Source organism: Sandarakinorhabdus sp. DWP1-3-1 (assembly GCF_049896705.1).
Taxonomy (GTDB): Bacteria; Pseudomonadota; Alphaproteobacteria; order Sphingomonadales; family Sphingomonadaceae; genus Sandarakinorhabdus.
Map to the genome: position 1 here is coordinate 213,656 of NZ_JAFCUV010000003.1, position 23,845 is coordinate 237,500.

General features: G+C 65.0%; 23 protein-coding genes and 1 pseudogene (1 of these 24 only partly in view). 3 read left to right on the plus strand and 21 right to left on the minus strand.

The genetic code is table 11. The features are described 5' to 3' along the window. The first annotated feature begins 70 nt into the window (after nucleotides 1–70). A complete protein-coding gene (locus ACP7AI_RS14730; protein ID WP_426168887.1) occupies nucleotides 71–1,363 on the plus strand; it encodes an O-acetylhomoserine aminocarboxypropyltransferase/cysteine synthase family protein in 1,293 nt (430 codons plus the stop codon). Further along, nucleotides 1,360–2,520 carry an FMNH2-dependent alkanesulfonate monooxygenase gene (gene ssuD, locus ACP7AI_RS14735; RefSeq protein ID WP_426168889.1) on the plus strand — a complete coding sequence of 387 codons (1,161 nt, stop codon included), beginning with the start codon at nucleotides 1,360–1,362 and terminating at the stop codon, nucleotides 2,518–2,520. Before ACP7AI_RS14730 ends, ssuD begins: the two co-directional genes overlap by 4 nt. Here ssuD and ACP7AI_RS14740 read toward each other — a convergent pair. Next, nucleotides 2,447–3,481, minus strand: coding sequence for an ABC transporter substrate-binding protein (locus tag ACP7AI_RS14740; protein WP_426168892.1), 1,035 nt, complete (start codon nucleotides 3,479–3,481; stop codon nucleotides 2,447–2,449). The two genes, ssuD and ACP7AI_RS14740, sit on opposite strands and share 74 nt — an antisense overlap. Nucleotides 3,482–3,573: 92 nt before the next feature. Between ACP7AI_RS14740 and ACP7AI_RS14745 the strand changes: the two genes are divergently transcribed. Then, a complete protein-coding gene (locus ACP7AI_RS14745) occupies nucleotides 3,574–4,938 on the plus strand; it encodes an FAD/NAD(P)-binding protein (protein ID WP_426168894.1) in 1,365 nt (454 codons plus the stop codon). Here ACP7AI_RS14745 and ACP7AI_RS14750 read toward each other — a convergent pair. The 20 genes and pseudogenes from ACP7AI_RS14750 to ACP7AI_RS14845 all read right to left on the minus strand — a co-directional run. Further along, nucleotides 4,931–6,484: a rhodanese-like domain-containing protein gene (locus tag ACP7AI_RS14750; RefSeq protein ID WP_426168897.1), complete on the minus strand. Its 1,554-nt coding sequence runs from the start codon at nucleotides 6,482–6,484 to the stop codon at nucleotides 4,931–4,933. The genes ACP7AI_RS14745 and ACP7AI_RS14750 overlap by 8 nt on opposite strands. Next, the gene (locus ACP7AI_RS14755; protein WP_426168899.1) at nucleotides 6,481–7,059 is read right to left on the minus strand and encodes a cysteine dioxygenase; all 579 of its coding nucleotides are present in this window, start codon (nucleotides 7,057–7,059) and stop codon (nucleotides 6,481–6,483) included. The genes ACP7AI_RS14750 and ACP7AI_RS14755 overlap by 4 nt, the downstream gene beginning before the upstream one ends. Then, nucleotides 7,056–8,006 (minus strand): ABC transporter substrate-binding protein, encoded by a 951-nt coding sequence (locus tag ACP7AI_RS14760; protein ID WP_426168902.1) that lies wholly within the window; start codon nucleotides 8,004–8,006, stop codon nucleotides 7,056–7,058. The genes ACP7AI_RS14755 and ACP7AI_RS14760 overlap by 4 nt, the downstream gene beginning before the upstream one ends. After that, nucleotides 8,006–8,851, minus strand: a complete 846-nt coding sequence (locus ACP7AI_RS14765) for a class II aldolase/adducin family protein (protein WP_426168905.1) — start codon at nucleotides 8,849–8,851, stop codon at nucleotides 8,006–8,008. The genes ACP7AI_RS14760 and ACP7AI_RS14765 overlap by 1 nt, the downstream gene beginning before the upstream one ends. A gap of 10 nt (nucleotides 8,852–8,861) precedes the next feature. Beyond that, on the minus strand, nucleotides 8,862–9,803 hold the full coding sequence (locus ACP7AI_RS14770) for a D-isomer specific 2-hydroxyacid dehydrogenase family protein (RefSeq protein ID WP_426168908.1): 942 nt from the start codon (nucleotides 9,801–9,803) through the stop codon (nucleotides 8,862–8,864). Further along, nucleotides 9,800–10,957: an acyl-CoA dehydrogenase family protein gene (locus tag ACP7AI_RS14775; protein ID WP_426168911.1), complete on the minus strand. Its 1,158-nt coding sequence runs from the start codon at nucleotides 10,955–10,957 to the stop codon at nucleotides 9,800–9,802. Before ACP7AI_RS14775 ends, ACP7AI_RS14770 begins: the two co-directional genes overlap by 4 nt. A gap of 44 nt (nucleotides 10,958–11,001) precedes the next feature. Further along, nucleotides 11,002–11,790: an ABC transporter ATP-binding protein gene (locus ACP7AI_RS14780; RefSeq protein ID WP_426168914.1), complete on the minus strand. Its 789-nt coding sequence runs from the start codon at nucleotides 11,788–11,790 to the stop codon at nucleotides 11,002–11,004. A 5-nt stretch (nucleotides 11,791–11,795) separates the two neighbouring features. After that, nucleotides 11,796–12,602: an ABC transporter permease gene (locus ACP7AI_RS14785; RefSeq protein ID WP_426168916.1), complete on the minus strand. Its 807-nt coding sequence runs from the start codon at nucleotides 12,600–12,602 to the stop codon at nucleotides 11,796–11,798. 106 nt (nucleotides 12,603–12,708) lie between these two features. Beyond that, nucleotides 12,709–13,545 (minus strand): LysR substrate-binding domain-containing protein, encoded by an 837-nt coding sequence (locus tag ACP7AI_RS14790; protein ID WP_426168918.1) that lies wholly within the window; start codon nucleotides 13,543–13,545, stop codon nucleotides 12,709–12,711. Further along, nucleotides 13,493–14,794, minus strand: a complete 1,302-nt coding sequence (locus tag ACP7AI_RS14795; protein ID WP_426168921.1) for a peroxiredoxin family protein — start codon at nucleotides 14,792–14,794, stop codon at nucleotides 13,493–13,495. The genes ACP7AI_RS14790 and ACP7AI_RS14795 overlap by 53 nt, the downstream gene beginning before the upstream one ends. After that, nucleotides 14,791–15,684, minus strand: coding sequence for a TauD/TfdA dioxygenase family protein (locus tag ACP7AI_RS14800; RefSeq protein WP_426168924.1), 894 nt, complete (start codon nucleotides 15,682–15,684; stop codon nucleotides 14,791–14,793). The genes ACP7AI_RS14795 and ACP7AI_RS14800 overlap by 4 nt, the downstream gene beginning before the upstream one ends. Nucleotides 15,685–15,816: 132 nt before the next feature. Then, on the minus strand, nucleotides 15,817–17,586 hold the full coding sequence (locus ACP7AI_RS14805; RefSeq protein ID WP_426168926.1) for a TonB-dependent receptor: 1,770 nt from the start codon (nucleotides 17,584–17,586) through the stop codon (nucleotides 15,817–15,819). Further along, entirely contained in the window at nucleotides 17,513–17,980 is a 468-nt protein-coding gene (locus ACP7AI_RS14810) for a TonB-dependent receptor plug domain-containing protein (RefSeq protein WP_426168929.1), read from the minus strand. Before ACP7AI_RS14810 ends, ACP7AI_RS14805 begins: the two co-directional genes overlap by 74 nt. A gap of 202 nt (nucleotides 17,981–18,182) precedes the next feature. Further along, nucleotides 18,183–18,878 carry a peroxiredoxin-like family protein gene (locus ACP7AI_RS14815; RefSeq protein ID WP_426168932.1) on the minus strand — a complete coding sequence of 232 codons (696 nt, stop codon included), beginning with the start codon at nucleotides 18,876–18,878 and terminating at the stop codon, nucleotides 18,183–18,185. Beyond that, a complete protein-coding gene (locus ACP7AI_RS14820) occupies nucleotides 18,875–19,750 on the minus strand; it encodes an aliphatic sulfonate ABC transporter substrate-binding protein (protein WP_426168934.1) in 876 nt (291 codons plus the stop codon). The genes ACP7AI_RS14815 and ACP7AI_RS14820 overlap by 4 nt, the downstream gene beginning before the upstream one ends. 96 nt (nucleotides 19,751–19,846) lie before the next feature. Further along, on the minus strand, nucleotides 19,847–20,965 hold the full coding sequence (locus tag ACP7AI_RS14825) for an LLM class flavin-dependent oxidoreductase (protein ID WP_426168936.1): 1,119 nt from the start codon (nucleotides 20,963–20,965) through the stop codon (nucleotides 19,847–19,849). A gap of 89 nt (nucleotides 20,966–21,054) precedes the next feature. Then, the gene (locus ACP7AI_RS14830; protein ID WP_426168938.1) at nucleotides 21,055–21,534 is read right to left on the minus strand and encodes a flavin reductase family protein; all 480 of its coding nucleotides are present in this window, start codon (nucleotides 21,532–21,534) and stop codon (nucleotides 21,055–21,057) included. Beyond that, nucleotides 21,531–22,436 carry an alpha/beta fold hydrolase gene (locus tag ACP7AI_RS14835; RefSeq protein WP_426168941.1) on the minus strand — a complete coding sequence of 302 codons (906 nt, stop codon included), beginning with the start codon at nucleotides 22,434–22,436 and terminating at the stop codon, nucleotides 21,531–21,533. The genes ACP7AI_RS14830 and ACP7AI_RS14835 overlap by 4 nt, the downstream gene beginning before the upstream one ends. Beyond that, complete coding sequence (locus tag ACP7AI_RS14840; protein ID WP_426168943.1) at nucleotides 22,433–22,981, minus strand: TetR/AcrR family transcriptional regulator; 549 nt, start codon at nucleotides 22,979–22,981, stop codon at nucleotides 22,433–22,435. Before ACP7AI_RS14840 ends, ACP7AI_RS14835 begins: the two co-directional genes overlap by 4 nt. Nucleotides 22,982–23,213: 232 nt before the next feature. After that, nucleotides 23,214–23,845: pseudogene (locus ACP7AI_RS14845) on the minus strand (IS3 family transposase); it runs 494 nt beyond the window's last position.

The window sequence follows — 23,845 nt, forward strand, 5'->3', positions numbered from 1 at the left end:
AAGCTTTGGCGCGCTGACATCAACCGTCACGACACTTTATACCGGAAGTCGACACTTCCGGAGAACCGCCATGACGCGCTCGCTTCATCCCGAGACCCTTGCATTGCACGCTGGTTGGCGTGCCGACCCGGCAACCGGATCGGTGGCCCCGCCGATCTACCAGACGACATCATTCCAGTTCGAAAGCACCGACCATGCCGCGAGCCTGTTCGCGCTGCAGACGCTCGGCAATATCTACACAAGGATCGGCAATCCGACGCTCGATATCCTTGAACAGCGGCTGGCAGCGCTCGAAGGCGGGGCGGCGGCGTTGGTCGTGGCATCGGGGCAGGCGGCGTCGGCGCTTGCCGTGCAAAATCTGGCACGCGCCGGCGACAATATCGTCAGCTCGACCGACCTTTATGGAGGCACCTGGAACCTCTTTGCCAATACGCTGAGGGACCAGGGTATCGAGGTGCGCTTTGTCGACCCGGCCGACCCGCAAGCCTTTGCACGGGCAACCGACGACCGGACGCGGGCCTATTATGCCGAGACACTGCCCAATCCCAAGCTGACCGTATTTCCCATCGCCGAGGTGGCGGCGATCGGACGGCCGCTGGGCATTCCGCTGATTGTCGACAATACGGCGGCGCCCTTGCTGGTGCGCCCGTTCGATCATGGCGCCGCTGTCGTCGTCAGTTCGCTGACGAAGTATATCGGCGGCCATGGCACGTCGATCGGCGGGGTGATCATCGACGGCGGCAATTTCGACTGGCAGGCGCAGGCCGCCCGCCAGCCGCAGCTCAACACGCCCGATGCCAGCTATCACGGTGCGGTCTGGGCCGAGGCGGCCAAGCCACTTGGCCCGATTGCCTATGTGCTGCGGGCGCGCGTCATCCTGCTTCGCGACCTGGGCCCTGCCCTGTCGCCCTTCAACGCTTTTCAGTTCCTGCAGGGGCTCGAAACGCTGCCGCTGCGCATCGAACGCCATTGCACCAATGCATTGGCGGTTGCGACGTGGCTGCAATCGCGCCCCGAAGTGACCCGGGTCATTCATCCTTCGGTCCAGACCGGGGAGGCAAAGCGGCGGGCTGACAAATACCTCACGCACGGCTTCGGTGGCCTCGTCGGGTTCGAGCTGGGATGTGGCCGGGCGGCAGGCAAGGCGTTCATCGATGCGCTGAAGCTGTTTTATCACGTTGCCAACATCGGCGATGCGCGTAGCCTTGCTATCCATCCCGCAAGCACGACCCACTCGCAGCTTTCCAGCGAGGACCGGGCCGCGACCGGCGTGTCGGACGGCTATGTGCGGCTTTCGGTAGGGATCGAGCATATCGACGACATCATCGCCGATCTCGCGCAAGCGCTGGACGCGGCGGCGTGACCATTCCGGTCCGGCCGTTCTGGTTCATCCCGTCGCACGGCGATGGCCGCTGGCTGGGGTCGGCGGAAGGGGCGCGGCCAACCGAGTTTTCCTATCTCTCGCAGATCGCCATTGCCGCCGACCGGCTCGGCTTCGAAGGGGTGTTGTTGCCGACCGGACGGACCTGCGAGGACAGTTGGGTGCTGGCGAGCGCACTGGTCCCCATGACACAGCGGCTGAAGTTCCTGGTGGCGGTGCGGCCAGGGGTAACATCGCCGCTGTTCGCTGCCAGACAGGCGGCAACGCTGGACCGTATCAGCGGCGGACGCTTGCTCGTCAATATCGTGACGGGTGGCGACGATGCCGAGATGCGTGCCGACGGCGTGTCTCTCGGGCACGATCTTCGCTATGCGCAAACCGACGAATATCTGACGATCTGGCGCCGGTTGATGGCGGGCGAGCGGGTCGATTACGCCGGTTCGCATCTGTTTGCCGAAGGTGCCGAGCTGCTGTTCCCGCCCGTGCAGGATGGCGGGCCGCCGCTTTACCTGGGCGGCTCGTCGGCACCGGCCATCGACGTCGCAGGGGACCATATTGACTGGTATCTGACCTGGGGCGAGCCAGCCTCGGCGCTTGGCGACAAGCTCGACCGGGTGCGGGAACGCGCTGCCGAGGCGGGGCGGACGGTGCGCTTCGGCATCCGGCTGCACATCATTGTCCGCGAGACCGAGGAAGCGGCCTGGGCGGAGGCCGACCGCCTTATAAGCCGTTTGGATGACAGCCTGATCGCCAAGGTGCAGGCAGCGCAAGCGGCGAGCGGCTCTGAAGGGCAACGGCGTATGCAGGCCCTGCACGGCGGCCGGCGCGACCGCCTGATTGTGGCGGCCAACCTCTGGGCCGGCATCGGGCTCGTCCGAGGTGGCGCCGGCACAGCCCTTGTCGGCAGTGCCGAGAACATCGCCGCGCGCATTGCCGAATATGCTGCAATCGGCATCGAGACCTTCATTTTCTCCGGCTATCCCCATCTCGAAGAAGCCTATCGTGTGGCGGAACTGCTGTTTCCGCTGATCGACATCGCCCGTGACACCCCGGCAGCTACCGCCGTCAAACCAGGGCGTGCCGGCGAGGCGGGAGGGCATTCGGTGGGACGGCACGGAGTGGCAACGGGGCCATCCTAGGCACTTCGGGCGGGCTCCACGAGAAGTCGACGGCACGGCGCGGGTCCAGCTTCACCTGCACGGAGCCAGCAGCGAGCAGCGTGTTGGCAACGCGCTGCTGGTTGGCGATCACGGCAGCATTCGGCGGGTCGACCCGGAAGGGATTGGGACCGAGGCGTTCAAGGACTTTCGCGATGACCGGCTCCGAGAGCTTTGCGGCACCGGCGAGGATCGTCCGGACCTCGGCCTGGTTGGCGTTGGCCCAGACCGCCTCGGCGCGGAGTTCATCGAGGAAGCGGTGCAAGGCGGCCGGTGCAGCGATGGCAGTATCGCGCGCGAGAAACAGGGTAACCGTCAGAAGACCCTCGCGGTCGAAGCGCGTCTCGTCTGCCTGCAGCCGGTCTTGCGCGATGGTGAAATAGGGATCCCAGGTGAACAGGGCGTCGATACTGCCCTGTCCCAGTGCAGCGACGCCGTCGCCCGGCGCAAGGGTGACGGGCGTGACATCACCAATGGTCAGTCCGGCATCTTCAAGCGCGGAAAGCGCCGCGACTTCGGCAGAACTGCCTTTGGTGAAGCCGATCTTGCGGCCGTTCAGAGCAGCGACATTGCGCAGCCGCCGTGTCGGCAGTGTCAGAAAAGCGTTGCCGGCAGTTTGCCCGAGATAAACCTGAGCCGCGACCAGCTTGACCGGCACGCCCGCTGCCTGGGCATAGACCGCCGGCGTGTCGCCGACCGCGCCGAAATCGACCGCGCCGGCGTTCATGGCCTCGATCAACGGCGGTCCTGACGGAAACTCGACCCAATCGAGGCCGTAGCCAGCGGTGCGCACGCGCCGGTCGATCTCGCCTCGGGTACGCGCGATGAATAGCACGCCATTGCGCTGAAAGCCGATCCTCAAGCGGGTGACATCCTGGGGCGCGCTGCAAGCCGCAAGGCTCAGCATGGCACTCCCATGGAGAAAGGTGCGGCGATCGATCATGCGGCGCTCCTCAAGGGGCAATCGACGGGAATTTCGCGCCGTTCGGCCCGGAGCGTTGGGCGTTTGCGCCCGCCAAGTGCTATAGACAAAGCATGCCAAAACCGTTTCACATCGCGATTGTCGGAGCCGGCTTTACGGGCACGCTGCTGGCGGTGAACCTGCTCCGTCGGCCGGAGCTCATCGTAACCCTGATCGACCGGCGACCGATGTTCGGCCGTGGCACCGCCTATTCGGCGACCAACCCGTCGCACCTTCTCAATGTACGTGCCGGCAACATGAGCGCCTTTGCCGATGCGCCGCGCCATTTCGTCGAGTGGTGTGCGGCGCGCGGGATCGGCGACGAAACCACCTTTGTGCCGCGGCGCAGTTTCGGCGACTATATCGGCGAGCTGCTCGGCGATTGCATTGCCGATTGTGAAGGCCGCCTCGCGCTTGCCTGCGCCGATGCGACCGGAGTCGAAGTCGCGGGCAACGCGATCAAGCTCGCCCTGTCTAACGGCGCGGCCCTGCGGCCCGACGCGCTGGTGCTCGCCATCGGCAATTTGCCGCCCCAGGTGCCGGCCGGCCTTGATCCCGCAACGATCGGCGCCGATGCCTATGTTGCCGACCCTTGGGCCGGCAGTCTCGTCACCAGCCTTCAGGACGACGACACGGTCCTGTTGCTCGGCACCGGGCTGACCATGGTGGATGTGGCGCTCAGCCTCGAATCGGCCGGCTTTGCAGGCAAGATCATTGCTATGTCGCGGCGTGGATTGCTGCCGCATCGTCATGCACCCGGCCCTGGTCTTGCCGTGGGCGAACGTCGGCAAGGCATGCCGCCGACAACGGTCACGGCGCTGGTGCGCGACGTGCGCGCCCGGGCCGATGCGATCGGCTGGCGCGCTGCCGTCGACGAGCTGAGGCCCTTCACTCAAGAATTGTGGACCTCTGCCAGCGCGGCCGAGCGCGGCCGCTTTCTGCGTCATCTGCGGCCGTGGTGGGACGTCGCGCGGCATCGGCTGGCCCCGGATGTCGCAACACGCATCGCCGCCATGCAGAACGGCGGCAAACTCCAGATCCTGGCCGGCAAGCCCACCGACTTTCGAAGCGACGGGACCGGTGTCGCCGTCACGTTTCGCCCGCGCGGGCTCGTTGCCACGGAAAGGCTGTCGGTACGACGCATCATCAACTGCACCGGACCGATGGGCGACCTGTCGAATGCCCGCGACCCGCTGCTCCATGCTCTGATTGCCTCGGGTCTTGCCAGGCCGGGACACGCCGGGCTCGGTCTCGACGTCGATCATCATTCGCGGCTGATCGGAGCGGATGGCAGACGCGAAGCACGCCTGTACGCGGCAGGCCCGCTGACGCGGGGCGCATTCTGGGAGATCGTGGCCGTTCCCGATATTCGCAACCAGGTCGGCGCAATGGCAGCCGACCTCGCCGAACTGGGTGTTGCGGACGCGCTGGTCAAATGACGAAGAAGCCATGGGTTGCATCGCGCTCGAGCTGGGCAACCAGCCCATATTCCCAGTCGAGATAGGCCTGCATCGCAGCGCGTGGATTGTCGGTGCCTTCATAGGGGCGGCGATAGACATCATCAAAGGGGTGCAGACGCGTGCCAGTGCCCGCAACCAGCGTGCCGCCGGCCGCGACAAAGGCGTTGTTGCCGCCATCGAGAGCGCGCACGCGGCGACCCGGTCGCACGAGCTCAGCGGCAGCGAAGCGCGCGAGGGCACCGCCCGTCGATGTCAGGACGACGTCGTCCGATTGCAGGCTGTCGCTGTCGGCGGCGGCCAGGCGTGCACGGATGGCAAAGACGGCGTTATCGATGTGGCCGCGCACATAGACCGGCGACGTCGCAAGATCGATCAAAATCGCGCCGGCAGCCTGCGCAGCCGCCAGCCCAGCCGGAGAAAGCATCTCCACTTCGGGCAGTTCAGGCAAATTCAAGGGGTCGGCGCCGCGTGCCGTGTTGGCAAGGCCGGTCGCGACATAGACTTCCCAGCCCATCTGGGCGAGCCAGGCCGCGGTCATGTCGGCGCGTGGGCCGAGATCGTCGTGGAGGACGATACGCGCGCCGCGTACCGGGGCCGCCATGTCGGTTTCCTGCACCAGTTGCCCACCCGGATAGTTGCGAAAGCCGCGCGGGTGCCCGGCGGCAAAGTCCTGCGGTTGGCGCACGTCGAAACGGTAGAGGGTACGGGTGCGATCGGCGATGAAGCGCTCGAGTTCGTCCAGGCCGATATGCTTGACGCCGGCACGATAGGCAACGGCGCGGGCACGTTGGCGGGCGGTTTCGAGCCCGGCGGGGTCGCCATCGGTGACCTGACGGATCTTGCCGTGATCGAGTGCGAAGTCCTCCAGTGTCCAGCCTATGGTGCCGTTGCGCAGCGCAAAGACGGGGTTGGGCAATCCGGCATTGATGAGTGACTGCGCGCCGATGAGGCTCCGTGTCCGCCCGGCACAATTGACGATGATCGTCGTTTCCGGATTCGGCGCCACGACCGGTGCGCGCAGCGCAAGCTCGGCACCGGGCACGCTGATACCGCCGGGTATGCTCATCGTGCAATATTCTTCGAACCGGCGCGCATCCAGGACGACCAAATCGTCGCCGCGCTCGATTCGCGCCCTGACCTCGGGCGCCGGCAGCGACGGCGTGTGGCGCCTCGCCTCGACCAGTTCTCCAAATGCCTTGGAATAGGAATTGACGTCGCGGAACAACTCGAACCCCGCGTCACGCCAGCCCTGCAAGCCACCGTGGAGCAGGGACGTATTGCCGTAGCCAAGCGCCTTCAGAACCCGTCGCGCGCGTGCCGCATAGCCTTCGCCGTCATCGTAAACAACGATCGGCACATTGCGCCGTGGCAGCCGGTCGAGCGCTTCGACCTCGAGTCGGGACAGCGGAAGATTGGCGGCGAACAGCGGGTGGGCATGGGCAAAAGCCGCTTCCTCACGCACATCGAGCAGCGCGATCTCATGGCGCGCGAGCAAGGCGAAGCGAACGTCGGCAGCGCTCGTCACAGGTTAAAGACCGGGGTTTCCGGTCCGTTGGCATAGCCCGACACGAAGCGCTTGGAGCCGCCTTTAGGCGGGTAGATGTGGCGCTCGACAGCGCCGATATCGGCACCATAGACATGTATGCTGACGGTAATGTCATTGGGCATAGCGTTGCGTACCTGGTGAATATCGCCGATCCGCGGCGACACGGTTTCGACGCTGCCCGGCAGCAACTCATGCGGCACATCGAGCGCGCGCGGCGGCGCATCGGCGCAGATGGCGAAGCGTTGGGACTGCTCGACCCCGCGCAGAACACCGACGGCACCCCATACCGTGTGATCGTGCACTGGCGTGCCCTGTCCTGGTCCCCAGACGAAGCTGACCACCGAAAACCGCGCCGCCGGATCGCGGTAGAGCAGATATTGCGTATAATTATCGGGATGCGGCACCGCATAAGCCGACGGCAACCAATCGTCGGTTTCAACAAGCCGGGCGAGCGCCTTGGCGACGTGCGGCAGGACGATCGCCTCGTCGGGCTCGGCTACGAGCAAGTCGAGCCGTTGGACAAAGGCGGCGAGCGAGGCCGGGACGATGGTCATGCTGTCCCGTAGTCGAAATCGCGCACCCACAACGGGGCGACATCGACCCGCGCAGGGAGGATCCCGGCCTTGAAGAAGGTATCGGCGACCATCTGCTGGCTGACAATCGCTGCATCGCTGGGCGGGATCAGATTGGGGGCCGTGGTCCGTTGGGCACGCTGTCCACGATACACGGCTTCGGGAAGCCCGGTGTCGGAAGCCACCAGCCGGATCGCTTCGTCGGGGTGCGCTTCGGACCACGCGTAGGTGTCGCGCACCCGGCGCAGCCAGGCAGCGACGGCAGCGCGCTTTGGCGGGTCATCGAGCGCGCTCTGTGCGGCCGCAAAGGCATAATTGCCGGTCAGCCGACCGACGCCGTTCGTGAGAATGCGGGCGCCGGTGGCCTCGCGCGCCAGGAAACCGACGACGCCGAAGATCACCCAGGCATCGAGATCGCCGCGCTCAAAGGCTGCGCGCCCATCCTGCGGGGCAAGCGCAACCGGCGTAATATCGGCGAAGGTCAGACCAATCTCATCGAGAATGCGGAGCAGGATGTAGTGCGACGTCGTCGCCCGGACATAGCCGATGCGCTTGCCCTTCAGATCCCCGATCACTTTGATCGGCGACGTTTTTGGAACCAGCACGACCTGGTTGGCGACATCGCCTTCCAGTACCGCCACCAAGCGGACAGGCGACTGTTTTTGCGCGACAAACACCGGCGGGATATCGGACATCGAGCCGAGGTCGAGCGCCCCGGCGCTGATCGCCTCGACGATCAGATTGCCGCTGGCGAAGGGCGACTTAACGACCCTGAACGGCAATTCGGGGAGCCCTGCGGCGGCCATCCACGTCTCCGCCTGGCCGCGATAATAAGCGACACGCAAGGTGGTTGCGGGCTTTGCCGTTTCCTGACCGCAAGCGGCCAGCGCCAGCGAACTGGCGAGCAGGTTGCGACGATTGAGCAGCATCAGTCGAACAAGTCCGGCTCTTCGCGGGCAACGACGTCCCAATATGGCTGGAAGGCGAAGAAGTTGCCTAGGTCGGAGCCCATTTGCGTCTCGGTATGCCTGGCGACATCAGGCGGGACCGGCTGCACAGTGCCCGCGGCTCCGGCGAGCAATTGCGCGTGGGCAGCATTCTCCATCGCATAATAGCGCCAGACGGCGGCCTCCAGCGTGGGGCCGGTGGTCAGCAGTCCGTGATTCTGCAGGATGATTGCCTTGTTGGTGGGGCCCAGTGCCTCGGCGATCTTTTCGCCCTCCGATGTGTCGAGAACGACGCCTGAGAATTCGCGAAAGAGGCTGTGGCTTTCAAAGAATGCACAGGAATCCTGCGTAAGCGGATCGAGCAATCGGCCGAGCGCCGACCAGGCCTTGCCGTACAACGAATGCGAATGTGCCGCTGCCAGCACATCGGGCCGAGCGGCGTGGAGCGTGGCGTGGATGGCGAAGGCGGCGCGGTTGAGGCGCCGAATTTCGCCGCCGTCGACGATCTCCCCGGCATGGCTGACCAGCATCAGGTCGGACACGCGGATCTGCGAGAAAGCGACGCCCGCCGGGTTGACCCAGAAATGGTCGGGCCATTCAGGATCTCGGACGGTGATATGTCCGGCGCCGCCCATGTCGTAACCCCAGCGGGCAAACAGACGGTAGGATGCCGCCAGCCGCTGCTTGCGATACAGCCGCTCAAGCTCGAGGGTCGGCTGCGGCGGCGACGGCGACCAGCCTTCGCTGCGAACCGTCGGGATGGCAGCGGGCGGCAGCGGCGGAAACGGTGTCGGCGGCCGTTTGGACGTGGCGAGAGCAACGGACATTTGAAACCTTTCAATAGCCGCGCGAGGCGTCGACGATGTTGGCGAGCGCCAGACCGGCGCGATAGCGATCGACATTTTCGGCAAAGCGCCGGGCCAGCGCCGCACGGGTATCCGGGGTGGCGACAGAGCTATGTGGCGACAGGCGAACGCGGGGATGGCTGTAATAGGGGTGCCCCGCCGGAAGTGGTTCCGGCTCGGTCACGTCGAGGGTTGCGGTGACACTTCCTGCATCGAGCGCCGCCAGCAGCGCCTTATCGTCGATCAACCCGCCGCGCGCGATGTTGATGATGTGCTGGCCGGGCTTGGCCAGCGCCAGCCGCCGGACATCAACGAGGTGGCGCGTATCGGCGGTCAGCGGTGCCGCTAGAACGACGTGATCGGCAGTCGCAAACAGCGTGTCGGTATCGACGCGCGTCACGCCGTCGACCGCAAAAGGCGCATCGGTGCGGCGCGTGGCAATTACCCGCATACCCAGCGCCTGGGCACGCGGCGCCAGCGCCTCTGCGATCGAACCGAAGCCGATAATGCCAAGTGTCGACCCTTCGACCGCAGCGAGCGGCGTCGAGGCCCAGCGATCGGGGCCGTCGATCCAGATGTCGGGCAGGTGCTTGGCCTGGGCAAAGATCGCCGCAAGCGCGAACTCGGCGAGCGCTACTGACGAAGAACCTCGCGCGCTGGTGACGACCGGCCCCTCGAACAGCCAAGGCGGATAGAAATCGATCCCAACCGAAACGAGCTGGATCCAGTCGATGTTGAACGGCCAGCCCTTCGGGCGCTTCGCCGGAAGATCACCGGGCCGCGAAAACGGCGCGGCGAGCAGGATGCGCGCATCATCCGGGACGGCGTCAGGCACGCCGCGCGGGATGTGGATGATATCGATCCCAGCCACACCGCCGGCAATCGTCGCCGTGAATGGCTCCGGCAATTGCGAGACGACACGCAGCGCGGTCATGGTCGAGCAGCAAAGGCGGCGCGACCAGCGGCACCAAGTGCAACATCGCCCTGAGGCGTATGCACCCGCCCGCACAGCACATCGCGGAGGTGACGTTGCAGCGGGTTGTGGCGCGACAGGCCGGGATTGCCCGACAGGGCGACCAGACCCTCGACCACCTTTATGGCGTTTTCGGTGACATTGTACTTGATCAGGCTGGTTTCGGGCAGGCTCGCCTCGCCGCGGGCCCCTGCCGCCAACAAGGCGCGGTTGGCAAGCAGCAGCGCGTCGGCCGCACCGACTGCTTCCTGATAGCGCGGCAGGGTCGAAAGCGGCGCGCCGAGATTGGCGGGGATGCGGGTCGCCGCCCACTCGACAAACCAGTCGCGCGCGGCCTGGGCCACGGCGTCGTAGATGCCGGCGGTCAGCACCGCGCTCCAGGTCAGGAAGCTGGCGTCGATCGGCGGCGGCGGCGCGCCTATGGGCGTCAGGCCGGTGGCGTGATCGAGCGGCGTCGGAGTCGCTTCGAAGATGACATCATGGCTGGCACTGGCGCGCAGGCCGAGATGATCCCAGGTCTCCTGCACGCGCCAGCCGGGGGCCGAGCGATGGACGAGAAAGGCCCCGACCCGCGGTTCCGGTTCATCGGTAACGGCCCAGACATTGAACCAGCTCAGCACCGGTACGCCGGTTGAAAAGATCTTGCGGCCGGAAATCAGCCAGCGATCGCCATCGCGGCGGGCGGTCGTCGCGGGCACCCCGCCGCGCGCCGGTGTGCCGAGCTCAGGCTCGACCCGAAAGGCGTTGATCAGCGCGCCATTGCGAACGCTGTCCTCGGCAACGCGCCGTCGCACACCTTCCAGCGGCCCGCGGTTGAACCCGTTGAGGTGAAGATATGTCATCACCAAGATCAGCGCGGTCGCCGGCTCTCCTCGCGCGACGGCGTGCACGACCTTGAGAGCGGTGGCCAGATCGGCTCCGCCACCACCAACCTCGGTCGGCGCCGTCAGGCCGATCAGCCCGGCGGCATGGAGGCGTTCGAAATTCTCCGCGGGCAAACGGCCGCTTGCATCGACGTCGGCAGCCGTGGCGGCGAAGGCAGCGGCAAGTTCCGCCAGTGTCGCGTCGAGCCCGGCGGTATGCGTCACGACGACCGCAGATGCTGGCGCGCTCATCCGACGGCCTCCTGGCGTTCGATTACCCGCAACTGCACCGGCGCTCATCCGACGGCCTCCTGGCGTTCGATTACCCGCAACTGCACCGGCGGCCGTTCGTCGGCACGTTCGGGCACGTCGACACCGAGGCCGCGCAACAGCTTGGCGCGCAGCCGCTGGAAGGCCGGATCAGCGGTATCGCGCGGCCGGGTGATTTCGACGCGCTCGTCGATGGCGATACGGCCGGCCTCGAGCACCAGTACCCGGTCAGCAAGTAGCACCGCCTCATCGACGTCATGGGTAACGAGCAACACTGCCGGCCTGTGCGCCTGCCAAAGCCGTTCGACGAGGCGGTGCATCCTGATCCGTGTCAGCGCATCGAGGCTGGCAAAGGGCTCGTCCAGCAGGAGCAGCGCCGGCTCGCGCACCAGCGCCCGCGCCAGGGCAGCGCGCTGCGCCTCCCCGCCGGACAATGTTGCCGGCCAGGCATCGATGCGGTGCTCCAGACCGACTTCGCCGAGCGCCTTTTCGACGCGGGCACGTTGCTGGATCGTGGTGAGGCCGATGCCGACATTCTGGCGAACGGTCTTCCACGGCAGCAGGCGCGCCTCCTGAAACGCGATCGCACGGCCGGCCGGCGCCGACAACGTGCCGGTGTAGCCATCGTCCAAACACCCAAGCGCACGCAGCAGCGTCGTCTTGCCCGACCCCGAGCGACCCAGCAGCGCGACGAACTCACCCGGCGCGATGTCGAGGTCGAGATTGTCGAGGACGGTCGTGGCGCCGAACTGGCGCGACAGGCCGCGGACAGTGACGGCGGGGGTGTCGGTTTGGGAAGTATGAGGGCGGCTCATGACGCTCACTCCTTGATCAATGACGGACGCCAGGCGAGCGCCCGGGCCTCGATCGCCCGCACCCCGGCATCGGCGGTCAGGCCGATGGCGGCATAAACGAGCAGGCAGACCACGATGACATCGGTTTGCAGGAAATCGCGGGCGTTGTTGATGAGATAGCCAAGGCCCGCCGACGCGTTGATCTGTTCGGCGATCACCAGCAGCAGCCACGACACCGTCAGTGCCATGCGCAGGCCGAGCAACAGGCTCGGCATGGCGCCGGGCAGGATGACGTGGCGAATCAGGGCGCCGCCGTTCAGCCCGAACGTCCGCGCCGCCTCCAGCAATTTGGGATCGACGCCGCGAATGCCGTTGTAGAGGTTGAGGTAAATCGGAAAGGTGACGCCGAGCGCGATCAGCAGGATCTTCGGCGTCTCGCCTATGCCGAACCAAACGATGAACAGCGGCACCAGCGCCAGCACGGGCAAGGTGCGAAGCATCTGCACCGGCGGATCGACGGCGAGTTCACCGCGTTTTGAAAGGCCGGCCGTGATCGCCAGCGCGCCACCGACGAGGCCTCCGAGCAGCAGCCCGGTCATTGCCCGCCCGACCGACACCAGCAGGTTGGCCTGAAGCTCCCCCGAAGCAATCATCTCGAACAGCGTCGCCACGACCTGGCTGGGGGCGGCAAGAATCCGCAGCGGGATCAGGCCGACGCGGCTGCCGACTTCCCAAAGCGCGATCAGAACAAGGGGCGATATGGCCCGGCGCGGCAGGCGAAACCGCCAGGCGGGTCGAACGTCAGAAATGGCGACAGTCGCTGCGATGGTCATTGGCTGGCCCTTTCTTGCGGCGAACTTCAGAGATGCGCCACCCCGGCATCACGCACAAACGAGACTATCTGATAGCATCGTCGAGCAAGCGTGATACGAAGGCGATTCATAGTGTTTCCAGCACGTTGCGCGTCAGGCTGGCGAGGCGGTTCGCAGCCTTTGCCCCGGCCTTGCTCGCTTGCATGATGCAGGCGACCTGCGGGAGATCGGGCAGCGCCTGGGTGTCGAGCGGCGAAAATCCCTTGAGGAAGAGATCGGTACGTGCGGTGACCCCAAGGCCGGCTTCGACAGCGCTGCGCAGTGTTGACAAGTTCGGCGTTTCGACGGCAATTCGATAGGGAATGTCACGGGCTTCGAGGCTGTTAATCGCGGCTTCTCGGAAGCGGCACGGCTTTTCGAGCACGGCCAGTGGCAAGGGCCGGCGATCGAGCAGCGATACATCGCCATACCACCGCATCGGCGCGGTGCGAATTGTCGCCGGATCATCGGTCGCCGAGAACCCGACCAGCACATCGAGCTGGCCGCGCTCCAGCAGCGTCTGCAATTCGGCGGTCCCGGCGACGCGCGCATACACATGGCTGTCGGGATGCAGCCCGGCAAAACGCGCGAGAATGCCGGTAAGGAAAGTTTCGGCGAAATCCTGAACGGTGCCGAAGCGCACAGGCCCGGCAAAGCCACCGACCTTGACCGATGCCAATGCTTCGTCATGCAGTGACAGCAACCGGCGGGCGTAGCCAAGCAGCACGTCGCCCGGCGCAGTCAACACCAGCTTGCGGCCATCGCGAACGAACAAGGGCTGCTGCACCAGTTCTTCGAGTCGCTTGATCTGCAGGCTGAGGGCTGACTGCGTCACGAAAACCTGCTCGGTCGCTGACAGCATCGACCCCGACTCAACGATCGCGACGAAGCTTCGCAGCAGAGCCGTCGGCAGGTTGACGGGCATCAGGCCTTCTCGCGCAGCAACCGGGAGACTGTTTCGTCGAAATGCTGCTTGGCCTTTTCGTGCAATGACCGGTGGCAGGGCCGGCCCAACCGACGTGGACTTCGCGCACGCGGCCGTCGCGGCCGATGAAAATCGTCGAGGGATAGACCTTGACCGGTCCCAGCGCCCCGATTGCCGCCCTGGTGCTGTCCGGTGTCGGCTCACCGGCAAGGACGAGCGGATAGGTCAGCTTGTAGCGGTTGGCGAAGCTGTCGAGCTGCCTGAAGGCGCGGGACTGATCGGTGCCATATTCGAACTGGAGACCGATGACTTCCAGCCCGTCCTTCTGGTGGCGTGCGGCATAGGGACCGATGAAGGTCGCCTCGTCATGGCAATTGGGGCACCAGGCGCCGCCCAGCGTCAGCACGACGACCTTGCCCTTGTAACGCGGGTCGCTCGGCGAAACGGTCTTGCCGTTGCTGGTCGGGAAGCTGAAGGCCAGCCGGTCGCTGGCGGGTTTCTCGACGGCAACGGCCTCGAACACCTTTGTCGGCGCGCGAACGGCTTTCCAGCCGCCGGGCGTCTTGGTGGTCGCGCCGAACTGGCTGCCGGCGAGCGCGCCGTCGGCGAGAACAGCCTTCCAGATCGCCGAGCTGTTGCCATCGAAGGTCGACAGCGAGAGCTGATCTCCTGAGATTTCGCCGGCAAGGAAGCGGGTGTCGCCGGTCGGGAACTGCACCGACCCGCTGAGCTTGTTACCGACCTGCGTGAATTGCGCGAGGCCCTTTTGCGGACGGTCGCCGGCGGTTTCGACGACCCAATCGCCGGTCAGATCGGCCACGGCGCGCGCCGGTGTCGACGTGAACCGGTAGCTGCCGCGGCTGCCGCTGGCGGCGAGCGAGACCGGCCCGCTGCGCCGGGTCAGTTCGGCCGTGCCGGTCAGCCGGTCGTCGGCGCCGCGCGTCAGGACGAGGCGCGAACTGTACGATGGAAATGCCAGGGTGATGGTCTCGCCTTCCACCGAAACCTTTTCGGCGCGAAGCCGTTCGGGTGGATTGAGGATATAGGCGGCCGGGCCGGTCTTCCCGCGTGCGACTTCGAGGCCGAACGGCAACGGCCCGCCGGGGTGGTCCAACGTGATGCGCCAGATACCATAAGGCGACGCTTCGGCTGCATGGCCCGGGTTGATGATGGTGAGCGCCAGGGCGCCGGCAAAGACGAGGCCGGTCAGGCCGCGCCAGAACCAGTATTCGATCTTTTCGCGTGTCATCGCGTCACCACGTCGCCGGCAACTGTGACCCGTTCCATGGTCCGAGGCTGCGGCCAGTAGTCGCCGACGGCATAGTGCTGAGTCGAACGATTGTCCCAGATCCCGATGGCACCTGGGGTCCATCGAAAGCGAACCTGATATTCGGGCACCTTGATGCGATCGAACAGCAGCCGCAGCAGTTGATCGCTTTCTTCCGGCGGCAGGCCGATGATCCGGGTCGTGAAGGTGTAATTGACGTAAAGGATCTTCTCGCCGGTTTCCGGGTGGGTTCGAACTACCGGGTGCGTCGCGGGCGGAAAATCGCGCGCGATCTCGGCGCGCTTCTCGTCCGACACGCGCGGGCCGAAGCTTCGGACAATGTCATGCTCGGCATCGAGATGCTCGATCCGGTCCTTCACTGCCTGCGGCAGCCCGCGATAGGCAGCGCCGACATCGGCCCAGATGGTGTCGCCGCCGACGCGGGGAATTTGCCGGGCGATCAGCACCGAACCGATCGACGGCTTTTCACGGAAGGTGACATCGGTGTGCCATTTGTTGAAGGCCTGAAACGCCGGATAGGTCTCGGGCGTGATCTTGGTCCCTTCCGACCCGGTGATGCGCAGGATTTCGGGATAGCCTTCGACGCTCGGCAGCACCGGATGGCCTTCGAGTGCGCCGAACCGCGCCGCGAGGCGCACATGCGCTTCATGGCTGATGTTCTGATCGCGAAAGAAGATCACCTTGTGGCGGAGCCAGGCGGTGCGGATCGCCGCCCATTGCTCGTCCGACAATGGCTGTTCGAGATCGACACCACTGATTTCGGCCCCGATGTTTATTGTCAGCGGCGTAATACTGATCCCAAGGGCAGCGGCATCAAGGGCGCGGGTTTCTGATCGCAGGGCTGTAGCCATTGGTCGTGCTCCTCAAATCGGGCGCGGTGCTGCTGGCCCAAAGATGTTGCAAGGTCCTCCGAGCGCCGAATCAGTGATTCTTTGCGTCTTGAAAGTCCTACTTCTTTGATGGGATTTACGGCGCGATACGTGTCATATCCGCCAGCCAAGGGTCAGCAACACCGTGCGGGGGTCGCTGAAGTTGGTGGTGCGGTACAAGGGCGACCCGTCAGATGCCGGGGCATAGCCTGGCGGCAGTGCATAACGGACGTTTGTCAGGTTGCGCACGGCAAGTGATGCGATCCAGCGGTCGTTGTTCGAAACCCAGCGCAATTGCCCATTGATATACGTCTGATTGGGCAACTGTGCCGATGGATTGTTATTGGCATCGGTAAAGCTTTTGGACTGGAAATTGACATCGCCGTGCAGGCTCCATCGGCCCGGACCGCCGATCGGGAGTACCCAACTGCCGGCTACACGCGCCTGGAATTCCGGCGCGTTCGGCAGAACTGCCCCCTCGAAAGGCGAGGTGTTGAGCGAAAAGCCGTTGGGAAAGCTGGAGCGTGTCTCCACCCCGAGAAATGTGTCGAGCCGCGCATCGAGCCAGGAGGCCGATGCATCGATCTGGACCGCATCGCTCGGCTGTAACTGCGCCTCGATCTCGACGCCGCGGGTCGATCCCTTGCCGGCGTTGTAGCGGCGGGTAACCTGTTGCACCGGGTCGTTCGTCGTCAGTTGGATATCGTCGAAGCTGATGTAGAAGGCGGCCGTGTTGAGCCGGAAGCGCTTATCCGCCGTCGCGAATTTCAGGCCGATCTCGTAGTTGGTGATCTTCTCCGGGTTGAACGGGATTTCCGCCTGGCGGAACCCCGTCGGCGTCGGCGTCTGGGCGCGATAATCGAACCCGGCCGATTTGGCGCCGCGACCGATGGTGGCGTACACGCGCGCGTCGTCGTTTAAGGCATACTCTACCGCTACCTTGGGTTGAAACGTCGTCCATGTCTCCGACGCCCTGGTTGACCAAACCAGCGCTTGGGGCGGGCCGTTCAGAACGCTGAGAAAGTTCGCCGCCGTTGACTGAAAGGACGCTGTGGTAACCAGGTTGAAAAGCTGGTTGTCGTTGCTGCGACGCTCCCATTGCAGCCGTGCCCCTGCCGTCAGCGTGACGCGCGGCCCGAGCCGCGCCACCCCCTCGGCAAAGCCGGCCCAGATGTCGTTGTCCTGCTGGATCAGCGTGTAGACAGGGCGATAGCGGATCGCTGCCACCACATTGGTGGCATTGGCGGCGGTGTTGGCGCGGCGGTTGGTGAACCATTCCTCGCGATAGCCAAAGACGCCGGCAACGAAATCGAAAGCCTCGAACGTGCCGGCGAGCTTCAACTCGGTCTGGTAGGTTCGGTCGCGATAAACGACAATCTGGCTGCCACGCCCGAAGAAGTCGCCGGTATTGTCGAAAGACGCGGTCTGGTCGAAGCCATAGGCCGAGGCGAGCCAGGTCAAGCGCAACCGGTCGTCGATCCGCCAATCGGTGGTCAGCAAGGCGTACAACTGATCGAATTCGTTGAACGGGAAAATCTGATTGCGCGAGGTGAGATCGTTGGTGAGCAAGTCCTGGACGCCGCGCGCCGTGCTGCGATCGCGGATGCCGCCGACGCTCAGCCTGATGTCGAAATCATCGGTCGCGGCCAGCCGCAGCTTTGCCCGCCCGCTGAAATAATCGACGTCGTTGACGTCGCGGCCGACGGTGACGTTCTGGTTGAACCCGTCGCGGCGATGATAGCCGGCGGTGATGCTGCCATAGAGTTTTCCCGCTAGTTTTCCGGCAGCAAGAAAAGACAGGCGCGCATCGTTATAGTTGCCGTACGACGCCTGGACCCGGAACTGCGGCGTGTCGCCGGGATCGATTGTGGTGATCGACAGCACGCCGGCGGGCAGCGTGGCCGCCGTTTTGACCCTGGGGCCCGCGCAGCACCTCGACCCGTTCGATATCGAGCAGTTCCTGGTTCAGCCCGACATTCTTGGGCAGATACACGCCGTCGATGTACACGGCGACCGACGGTTCACCCTGCGCGTCGGGCTCGCCGACGCCGCGGATGAACAATTGGGTGTTGAGATAGGACACGGCCACCCGCGACTGGAACAGATTGGGCGCGATGTTGCCGAGTTCGCGGACGCTGGTGATGCCTTGTTGCTCGAGCTTCAGCCCCGACAGGCTGGTGATCGCGATTGGCGTCCGTTGCACCGCTTCGTCGCGGCTGTCCCGGCGACCGGTGACGACAAGTTCATCGACACCGGCAGCTTCGGCGTCGTTGGCCACCGCGAGTTCCGCAGCGACAGCCGGCGCCCCTGCAGACATTGCACCAATGACCGCCACCGATGACAAAGCGGCGCGGCGAAACTCTTTGAATAACATGACAGACCCTTGCAAAACAGATGCAAGACTTCTGTGCTATTTTTCTAAAGTCGGAAATATCGAGAGTTTTTGTATTTCTTATTCGGATAGTTAATCTAACTCTATATCACAAAGACAAACTATCGATTGCTGTAATTATTGTTTCTGCCTCCGTCCGGACCAGCCAGTCCGGGCTCACATCGAAAAAGCGAACGATGTTCAATCTGTCGAGCAGGATCACGGCAGGTTGCGGCAGCTCCCAGGTTCCGGTGCCCGTTGTCTCACCGATCCAGGGGCCGTTCGGGGTGCGCTGTGCCTGTGTCGCGGCATTGGCGGTAAAGGTGATGCCCAACCGACGGCCAAGTCCGTTCTCAGGATCGCTGGCAATGGCAAAGTCGAGACCGTGGCGTTGCTTTATCTCGATCAGCCGGTCGGGGCGCTGCGGGCTTACAGCAATCAGCGCGACACCGCGGGCCCGAAGCGCCGGCCACAGCGTCTCGTTATAATAGGGCAGTGCAATGTTGCAGGCAGGACAGCCTGCGAAACGAAAGAACAGCAACACGGTGGGCGCGCAAGCAGTACGCGCCTGTAACCGGAAAGCACCGCTTTCGACATCGATCAGCTCGGCATCGGCGATCGCGTCGCCGACCATCGGCCACCGGTCATCAGCCGATGCAGCGGCCACCAGTTCGGCGCGCTGGTCAATGTTGATCTGCAGCACCGCGGGGTCCCAGGTTCGCACTCTTTCGGCGTGTAGCTCGGCGAGACGCGCATTGAGCGGTTGGACAACAGCGTCGGTTGTCGCATAGGCCGTTGCCGTCATTTCTTGATCTCCTGTCGCATATTGAAACGTTCGGTGAAGGCGCCGGCGAGGTTGGGAACTGTCGGAATTACCCCGGCATCGCGAAAGTGGCGCAGAGTTTCCGCCGTGCTCGCGGCGACGCCGGCATCGATTGCGGCAATGCCAAGATCCTGCCGCTCGATCATGTCGCGGGCGACCGCAAGCGGCAGGCGTGTCTCGGCGGCCAGTGCCGACGCATAATGACCAATATTGGCGCGACCCCACACCTGCGCCCTGCCCAGCCGGCCGAGAAAATCGCCGATCAATTCCGGTTTATCCGCAACCACATCACGGTGCGCCGCAATAAACGACAGGCCGCTGAACAAGCCGGAGCCATCGACAAGCACGCGGTTCTGGCCGCCGGCGGTGGCCATGCCGATGTAAGGGCTCCAAGTCGCCCAGGCGTCGACACTGCCTTCGGCCATTGCTGCCTTGGCTTCGGCGGGTGCCAAATAGACCGTGTCGATGCGGCGCGGATCGATCTTCGCACGGGCGGCGGCGCGGATCAGCAGATAACGGCCGACCGAGCCGCGTACTGTCGCAACTTTTCGATCTTTCAGGTCTGCAGCATTGCCGAGCGGCGATTTCGTTGGAACGACTATCGCCACCGGCTTTCCCCCCGACCGGGCGACCAACGCCATCACCGCGACGATCGGTGCGCCGTTCGCCACCGCAAAAGCAAAGGGCGCTTCGCCGACCCCTCCGAGATCAACTGCGCCGGCCGCAAGCGCTTCAAGTAGCGGGCTGGCCGCACCGAACTCGCTCCACTCGATCCGGTACGGCACACCCTCCAACATCCTTGATGCCGCCATTACGGCGCGGATCGTGCCACGCTGCCCGGCAACCCGCAGCACGGGCTTCGTCTGGCCCTCCGGTGCCGAACAGCCGGTAACCGTGGCGGCGAGGCCGAAGACGATGTGCCGCCGCGACCATGCCACCACAGGCTTTGCTCAAGCGGCTTGTGCCGGCCGCCGCGACGCCCTTTCGGCCACCAGCGCCCGCACCCGCGGGATCAGATTGCGGCCATAATCGACCGCATCATCATACGGGTCGAAACCGCGGATCAGGAACGTCGTCACCCCCAAATTCCAATAGTCGAGCAGGGCATCCGCCACCTGATCGGGATCGCCGACCAGCGCCGTCGAATTGCCCTGTGCGCCGGTCAATGCTGCCACACCGGTCCACAACCGCTTGTCGAGGCGTTCACCCAAGGCTGCCGCATCGAGCAGCCGCTGCGATCCGGCGTTCGGCGGCGCATGGCCGGCGGTCTTCAGGCCGGCGCGCTCACGCAGTTCCTTGACGCGCGCCTTGATGGCCTCGGCCCGGGTCCAGGCCTTGTCCTCGGTATCGGCAAGAATCGGCCGCAGGGACAGGCTGAACCGCGGGCTGCGGCCATGCACGGCAGCGGCGGCGCGCACCCGGGCGATGGTTTCGCGCACTTGTTGGTGGGTTTCCCCCCACAGCGCATAGACATCGGCATGCTTGCCGGCGACGGGGATCGCCGCGTCCGACTGGCCACCAAAATAGATCGGGATATGCGGGGCCTGCACCGGCTTGATGCCGCCGAACCCCTGGCGAACATGGTAATACTCGCCTTCATAGTCGAATGGTTCAGGGCTGGTCCATTCCTGCCGTACGATGTCGAGATACTCGCTGGCGCGGGCGTAACGCTGGTCCTTGGTGGTCCGGTCGCCGTCCTGCTGCAGCTCTTCGTCGCTGCCGCCCGTGATGATGTGGACGCCGACACGGCCGTTGCTCAGATGATCGAGCGTCGCGAGTTGCCGCGCCGCGATCGTCGGCGCGGTGAAGCCCGGCCGATGGGCGATCAGTGCATTGAGCCGCCTCGTCGCGCCCAGCGCCGCCTGGGCAATCAGGATGCTTTCTGGCGATCGCGAACTGAAGGCCACCAGCGCGCGATCGAAGCCGCCCTCTTCATGCGCGCGGGCGACGCGGACCAGATAGTCCGAGTCGAACGCCGGGCCCTGCAAAGGGCGGGTCTCGCTCGCCTCATGTGGCGCGACAAAGCCGATGAATTCGAGGGCGGAAGCGTCGGCGGTCTGGGTGGTCATGCGAAGGACTCCTCTGGAATGCCTGGCAAGCCTATCCCGCTGCCTCCCGCGGCGACCAACGCGAATTGCTCAACTCCATATAAGCTGCGCTAGGCCGTGCCGTCGCCGGGCAGGAACTTGCCGTCCTTGTACAGAAGGCTGGCCTCGCCGAACCGCCAAGCGCCGGTCACGTCGACGACGAAGAGCGCATGCGTCTGCGTGTCGAAGATCTGCCACGCCACCCCGAACAAGCAGGCAGCAACGCCATTAAGCTGTGGCGGTCTGTCGGTCGTGATCCGCCAGTCTGCGCTCGCAAAGCGTTCGGCGGTCCGAGCGCTGTCGGAGAACTGCACCGCCACCTCGACCTGGTCTGGCGCGAGCAACTGGATTGAAAGCGCAGGCGCCGCGCGCAAAGCCGCCAGCGGTCGTGCCGTCCGCGCGATCGCAAAACTGACGCGCGGCGGATCGGCCGACAGGGACGCCAGCGTACCGACGAGCACCCCTTCCGGACCAGCCGCGCCATTGCAGGCAACGATGGCAACACCAACCGGACGGACGCCGATGGCACGTTGCAGCGTCGTTTCGGTCATCGGGAAAGCTCGGCAATTGCGGCGTCTAAGGTATCCAGAGCCTCAAGCTCCGGAAAATGCCCGGCGCGAGGCAACCGGCGCACAACCGCATTCGGCAGATAGGCGCGGAGGCCCTCCGGATCGGAATGGCGGTGGGTGCGGTCGGCCGTGCCGAACAGGATGACGCCGGGGCATTGGGCAACCGGCGGCGACCATTCATCGTCGGGCAGCCAGGATTGGCAGACTGTGGCAAGGGCATTGCTGCACCCGCAATCGATCGACCAATGCGCAAGCTCCCGCCAGGGCGCCACGTCGATATCGGGCCCGGCGGCTGCATGATACCAGGCATCGGCGCCCATGGCGTGGCGATTCTCGGGCCGGGCCCAGGCGAGTTGGCCGACGATGGGGACCCGCAGGGACCCCGCAGGGTCGATGGCGCGGCCGATCCAGCGGCGAAAGCCAGCGACATCGGTGGCCTGCCCGGCAACGACGCCCGCAACCCGGTCAGGGCGCGCCGCGGCGACGGCGATGGCCACATAAGCCTGGATGCAGGCGCCGACGATGATGAACGACGCCGGCGCAAGCGCATCGATGGCTTCGATCACGGCAGCGACGACGCCGTCAAACCCCAATGCCTGCGGGGCGCTGGCCCATGAAAAGCCGAACCCGGGAATTTCCACGGCGAGCACGGCATTGCGCCCGGCAAACCGGTCGAACACCGGATCATAATGCTCGATCGTGTTGGGGCCATCCGGCAGCAGGACAACTGTCGGCCCCGGGCCGGGCTGGGCGCGAACACGGAGCCGCGCACCGACCACATCGACGAAGGTCATCCCGGGTCGCGTCAGCGCATCGGCTTCCATGGCCGCCGCCGGACGTGGGGCGAATAGCCGGGTATCGAGCCAGGCGACCTCATCAATCATGGCGCTCCCAACAGTGTTTCGGCGACGCGCCTCGCGATTGCGATGCGGCCGGGGTCATCGAACAGAAAGGCCTGCGCGACGCTGCCATCGAGCAGGATCGTGAGCGCTGCGGCCTTGTCGCGCTGGTCGGGCGCAAGCGATTCTGCGATCCAGTTTTCCAGCGCCAGCTTGTGCGCGGCACCAATGGCACGTGCCTCGATATTATCGGGCGAATCGAAAACGGCCCGCAGAAACCCGCAACCATGAAAGCCGTCGCCTGCGGCCCATTTTGCGACGATATCGAACATTGCCAGCGCTGGCGGTATCCGTTTCTCCGCCGCTCGCTCGCTCGCAGCTTGGCACAGCCAGCCCCGCACATCGGCATCGCGCGCTTCGAGCGTTGCGATCAGCAGCGCCGCCTTGGAGGGAAAATGCAGGTAGAAGCTGGCTTTCGCGACGGCGGCTTCGGCTATGACACGATCGACGCCGATCGCCCGGCTGCCCTCCGCATAGAATAACTGCATCGCGGTGCGCAGGATATCGGATCGGGCGTCGCGTCGGACCATCCCCAATCGCTAAACCGGACAGAACTGTCTGTCTACATCCTAGTCGCCAGCTCCGGGAAGTCTTTGCCAACCTTGCCCAGAAGATGGTCGCCGTAAGTGCCGATCGGCGCATGAACGCTGGCACCGTCCCAGCGGCGAACGCCCTCCTGCGGCGTGAAGCCGGGTAACGGCTCGGCAATGGCGTCGAAAGCCGGGTCGAAGAATAGCGGCTGACGTGCACCCCTGATACCGTTCAGAAGTAGAGTCCTTTGCTTTGATGGCTGATGGTTGATGTGATGCCAACGGGGTTGGGGGCATGCCCCCAACCCCGTTGGCCGGCGATCTCGGCGGGGGTGCGCCCTCCCAGTTTCGTGTGCGGCCTGACGGTGTTGTAGTCGTGCTTCCAGGCGGCCAGGATCGATCCGGCGTGCGCCAGCGACGTGAACAGCGTCTCGTTGAGGCATTCGTCGCGCAGCCTGCCGTTGAACGATTCCACGAAGGCGTTCTGCGTTGGCTTGCCCGGCGCGATGTCGTGCCATTCAACTTGGCGTTCCCGCGACCAGCGCAGGATCGAGGTCGAGGGCAGTTCGGTACCACTGTCGCTGACCACCGTCAGCGGCTTGCCGCGTGCGGCAAGCACGCCATCCAACACCAGCGCCAGGCACTCCCGCGTGAAGTCGTCGACGACGCACAGGATGCGGAACCGCCGGCCGCATGCAAAGGCGTCAGATACGAAGTCGAGCGACCAACGCTGGTACGGCCCCTGCGGCACCGTCATTGGCGCCCTGGTCCGCAGCGCCTGCGGCCGCCGCGGCGGCGCACCTTCAACCCTCCCTACCAGTAGATCCGTAGCAGCTTCTTGTGGTTCGGCACCAGACCCTCGCG

What these genes read in the sequence shown, in the direction of transcription:
- ACP7AI_RS14730 (WP_426168887.1), top strand. Translation starts at nt 71, where the DNA reads ATGACGCGCTCGCTTCATCCCGAGACCCTTGCATTGCACGCTGGTTGG.
- ACP7AI_RS14740 (WP_426168892.1), bottom strand. Translation starts at nt 3,481, where the DNA reads ATGATCGATCGCCGCACCTTTCTCCATGGGAGTGCCATGCTGAGCCTT.
- ACP7AI_RS14745 (WP_426168894.1), top strand. Translation starts at nt 3,574, where the DNA reads ATGCCAAAACCGTTTCACATCGCGATTGTCGGAGCCGGCTTTACGGGC.
- ACP7AI_RS14755 (WP_426168899.1), bottom strand. Translation starts at nt 7,059, where the DNA reads ATGACCATCGTCCCGGCCTCGCTCGCCGCCTTTGTCCAACGGCTCGAC.
- ACP7AI_RS14760 (WP_426168902.1), bottom strand. Translation starts at nt 8,006, where the DNA reads ATGCTGCTCAATCGTCGCAACCTGCTCGCCAGTTCGCTGGCGCTGGCC.
- ACP7AI_RS14765 (WP_426168905.1), bottom strand. Translation starts at nt 8,851, where the DNA reads ATGTCCGTTGCTCTCGCCACGTCCAAACGGCCGCCGACACCGTTTCCG.
- ACP7AI_RS14770 (WP_426168908.1), bottom strand. Translation starts at nt 9,803, where the DNA reads ATGACCGCGCTGCGTGTCGTCTCGCAATTGCCGGAGCCATTCACGGCG.
- ACP7AI_RS14775 (WP_426168911.1), bottom strand. Translation starts at nt 10,957, where the DNA reads ATGAGCGCGCCAGCATCTGCGGTCGTCGTGACGCATACCGCCGGGCTC.
- ACP7AI_RS14780 (WP_426168914.1), bottom strand. Translation starts at nt 11,790, where the DNA reads ATGAGCCGCCCTCATACTTCCCAAACCGACACCCCCGCCGTCACTGTC.
- ACP7AI_RS14785 (WP_426168916.1), bottom strand. Translation starts at nt 12,602, where the DNA reads ATGACCATCGCAGCGACTGTCGCCATTTCTGACGTTCGACCCGCCTGG.
- ACP7AI_RS14790 (WP_426168918.1), bottom strand. Translation starts at nt 13,545, where the DNA reads ATGCCCGTCAACCTGCCGACGGCTCTGCTGCGAAGCTTCGTCGCGATC.
- ACP7AI_RS14795 (WP_426168921.1), bottom strand. Translation starts at nt 14,794, where the DNA reads ATGACACGCGAAAAGATCGAATACTGGTTCTGGCGCGGCCTGACCGGC.
- ACP7AI_RS14800 (WP_426168924.1), bottom strand. Translation starts at nt 15,684, where the DNA reads ATGGCTACAGCCCTGCGATCAGAAACCCGCGCCCTTGATGCCGCTGCC.
- ACP7AI_RS14815 (WP_426168932.1), bottom strand. Translation starts at nt 18,878, where the DNA reads ATGACGGCAACGGCCTATGCGACAACCGACGCTGTTGTCCAACCGCTC.
- ACP7AI_RS14825 (WP_426168936.1), bottom strand. Translation starts at nt 20,965, where the DNA reads ATGACCACCCAGACCGCCGACGCTTCCGCCCTCGAATTCATCGGCTTT.
- ACP7AI_RS14830 (WP_426168938.1), bottom strand. Translation starts at nt 21,534, where the DNA reads ATGACCGAAACGACGCTGCAACGTGCCATCGGCGTCCGTCCGGTTGGT.
- ACP7AI_RS14835 (WP_426168941.1), bottom strand. Translation starts at nt 22,436, where the DNA reads ATGATTGATGAGGTCGCCTGGCTCGATACCCGGCTATTCGCCCCACGT.
- ACP7AI_RS14840 (WP_426168943.1), bottom strand. Translation starts at nt 22,981, where the DNA reads ATGGTCCGACGCGACGCCCGATCCGATATCCTGCGCACCGCGATGCAG.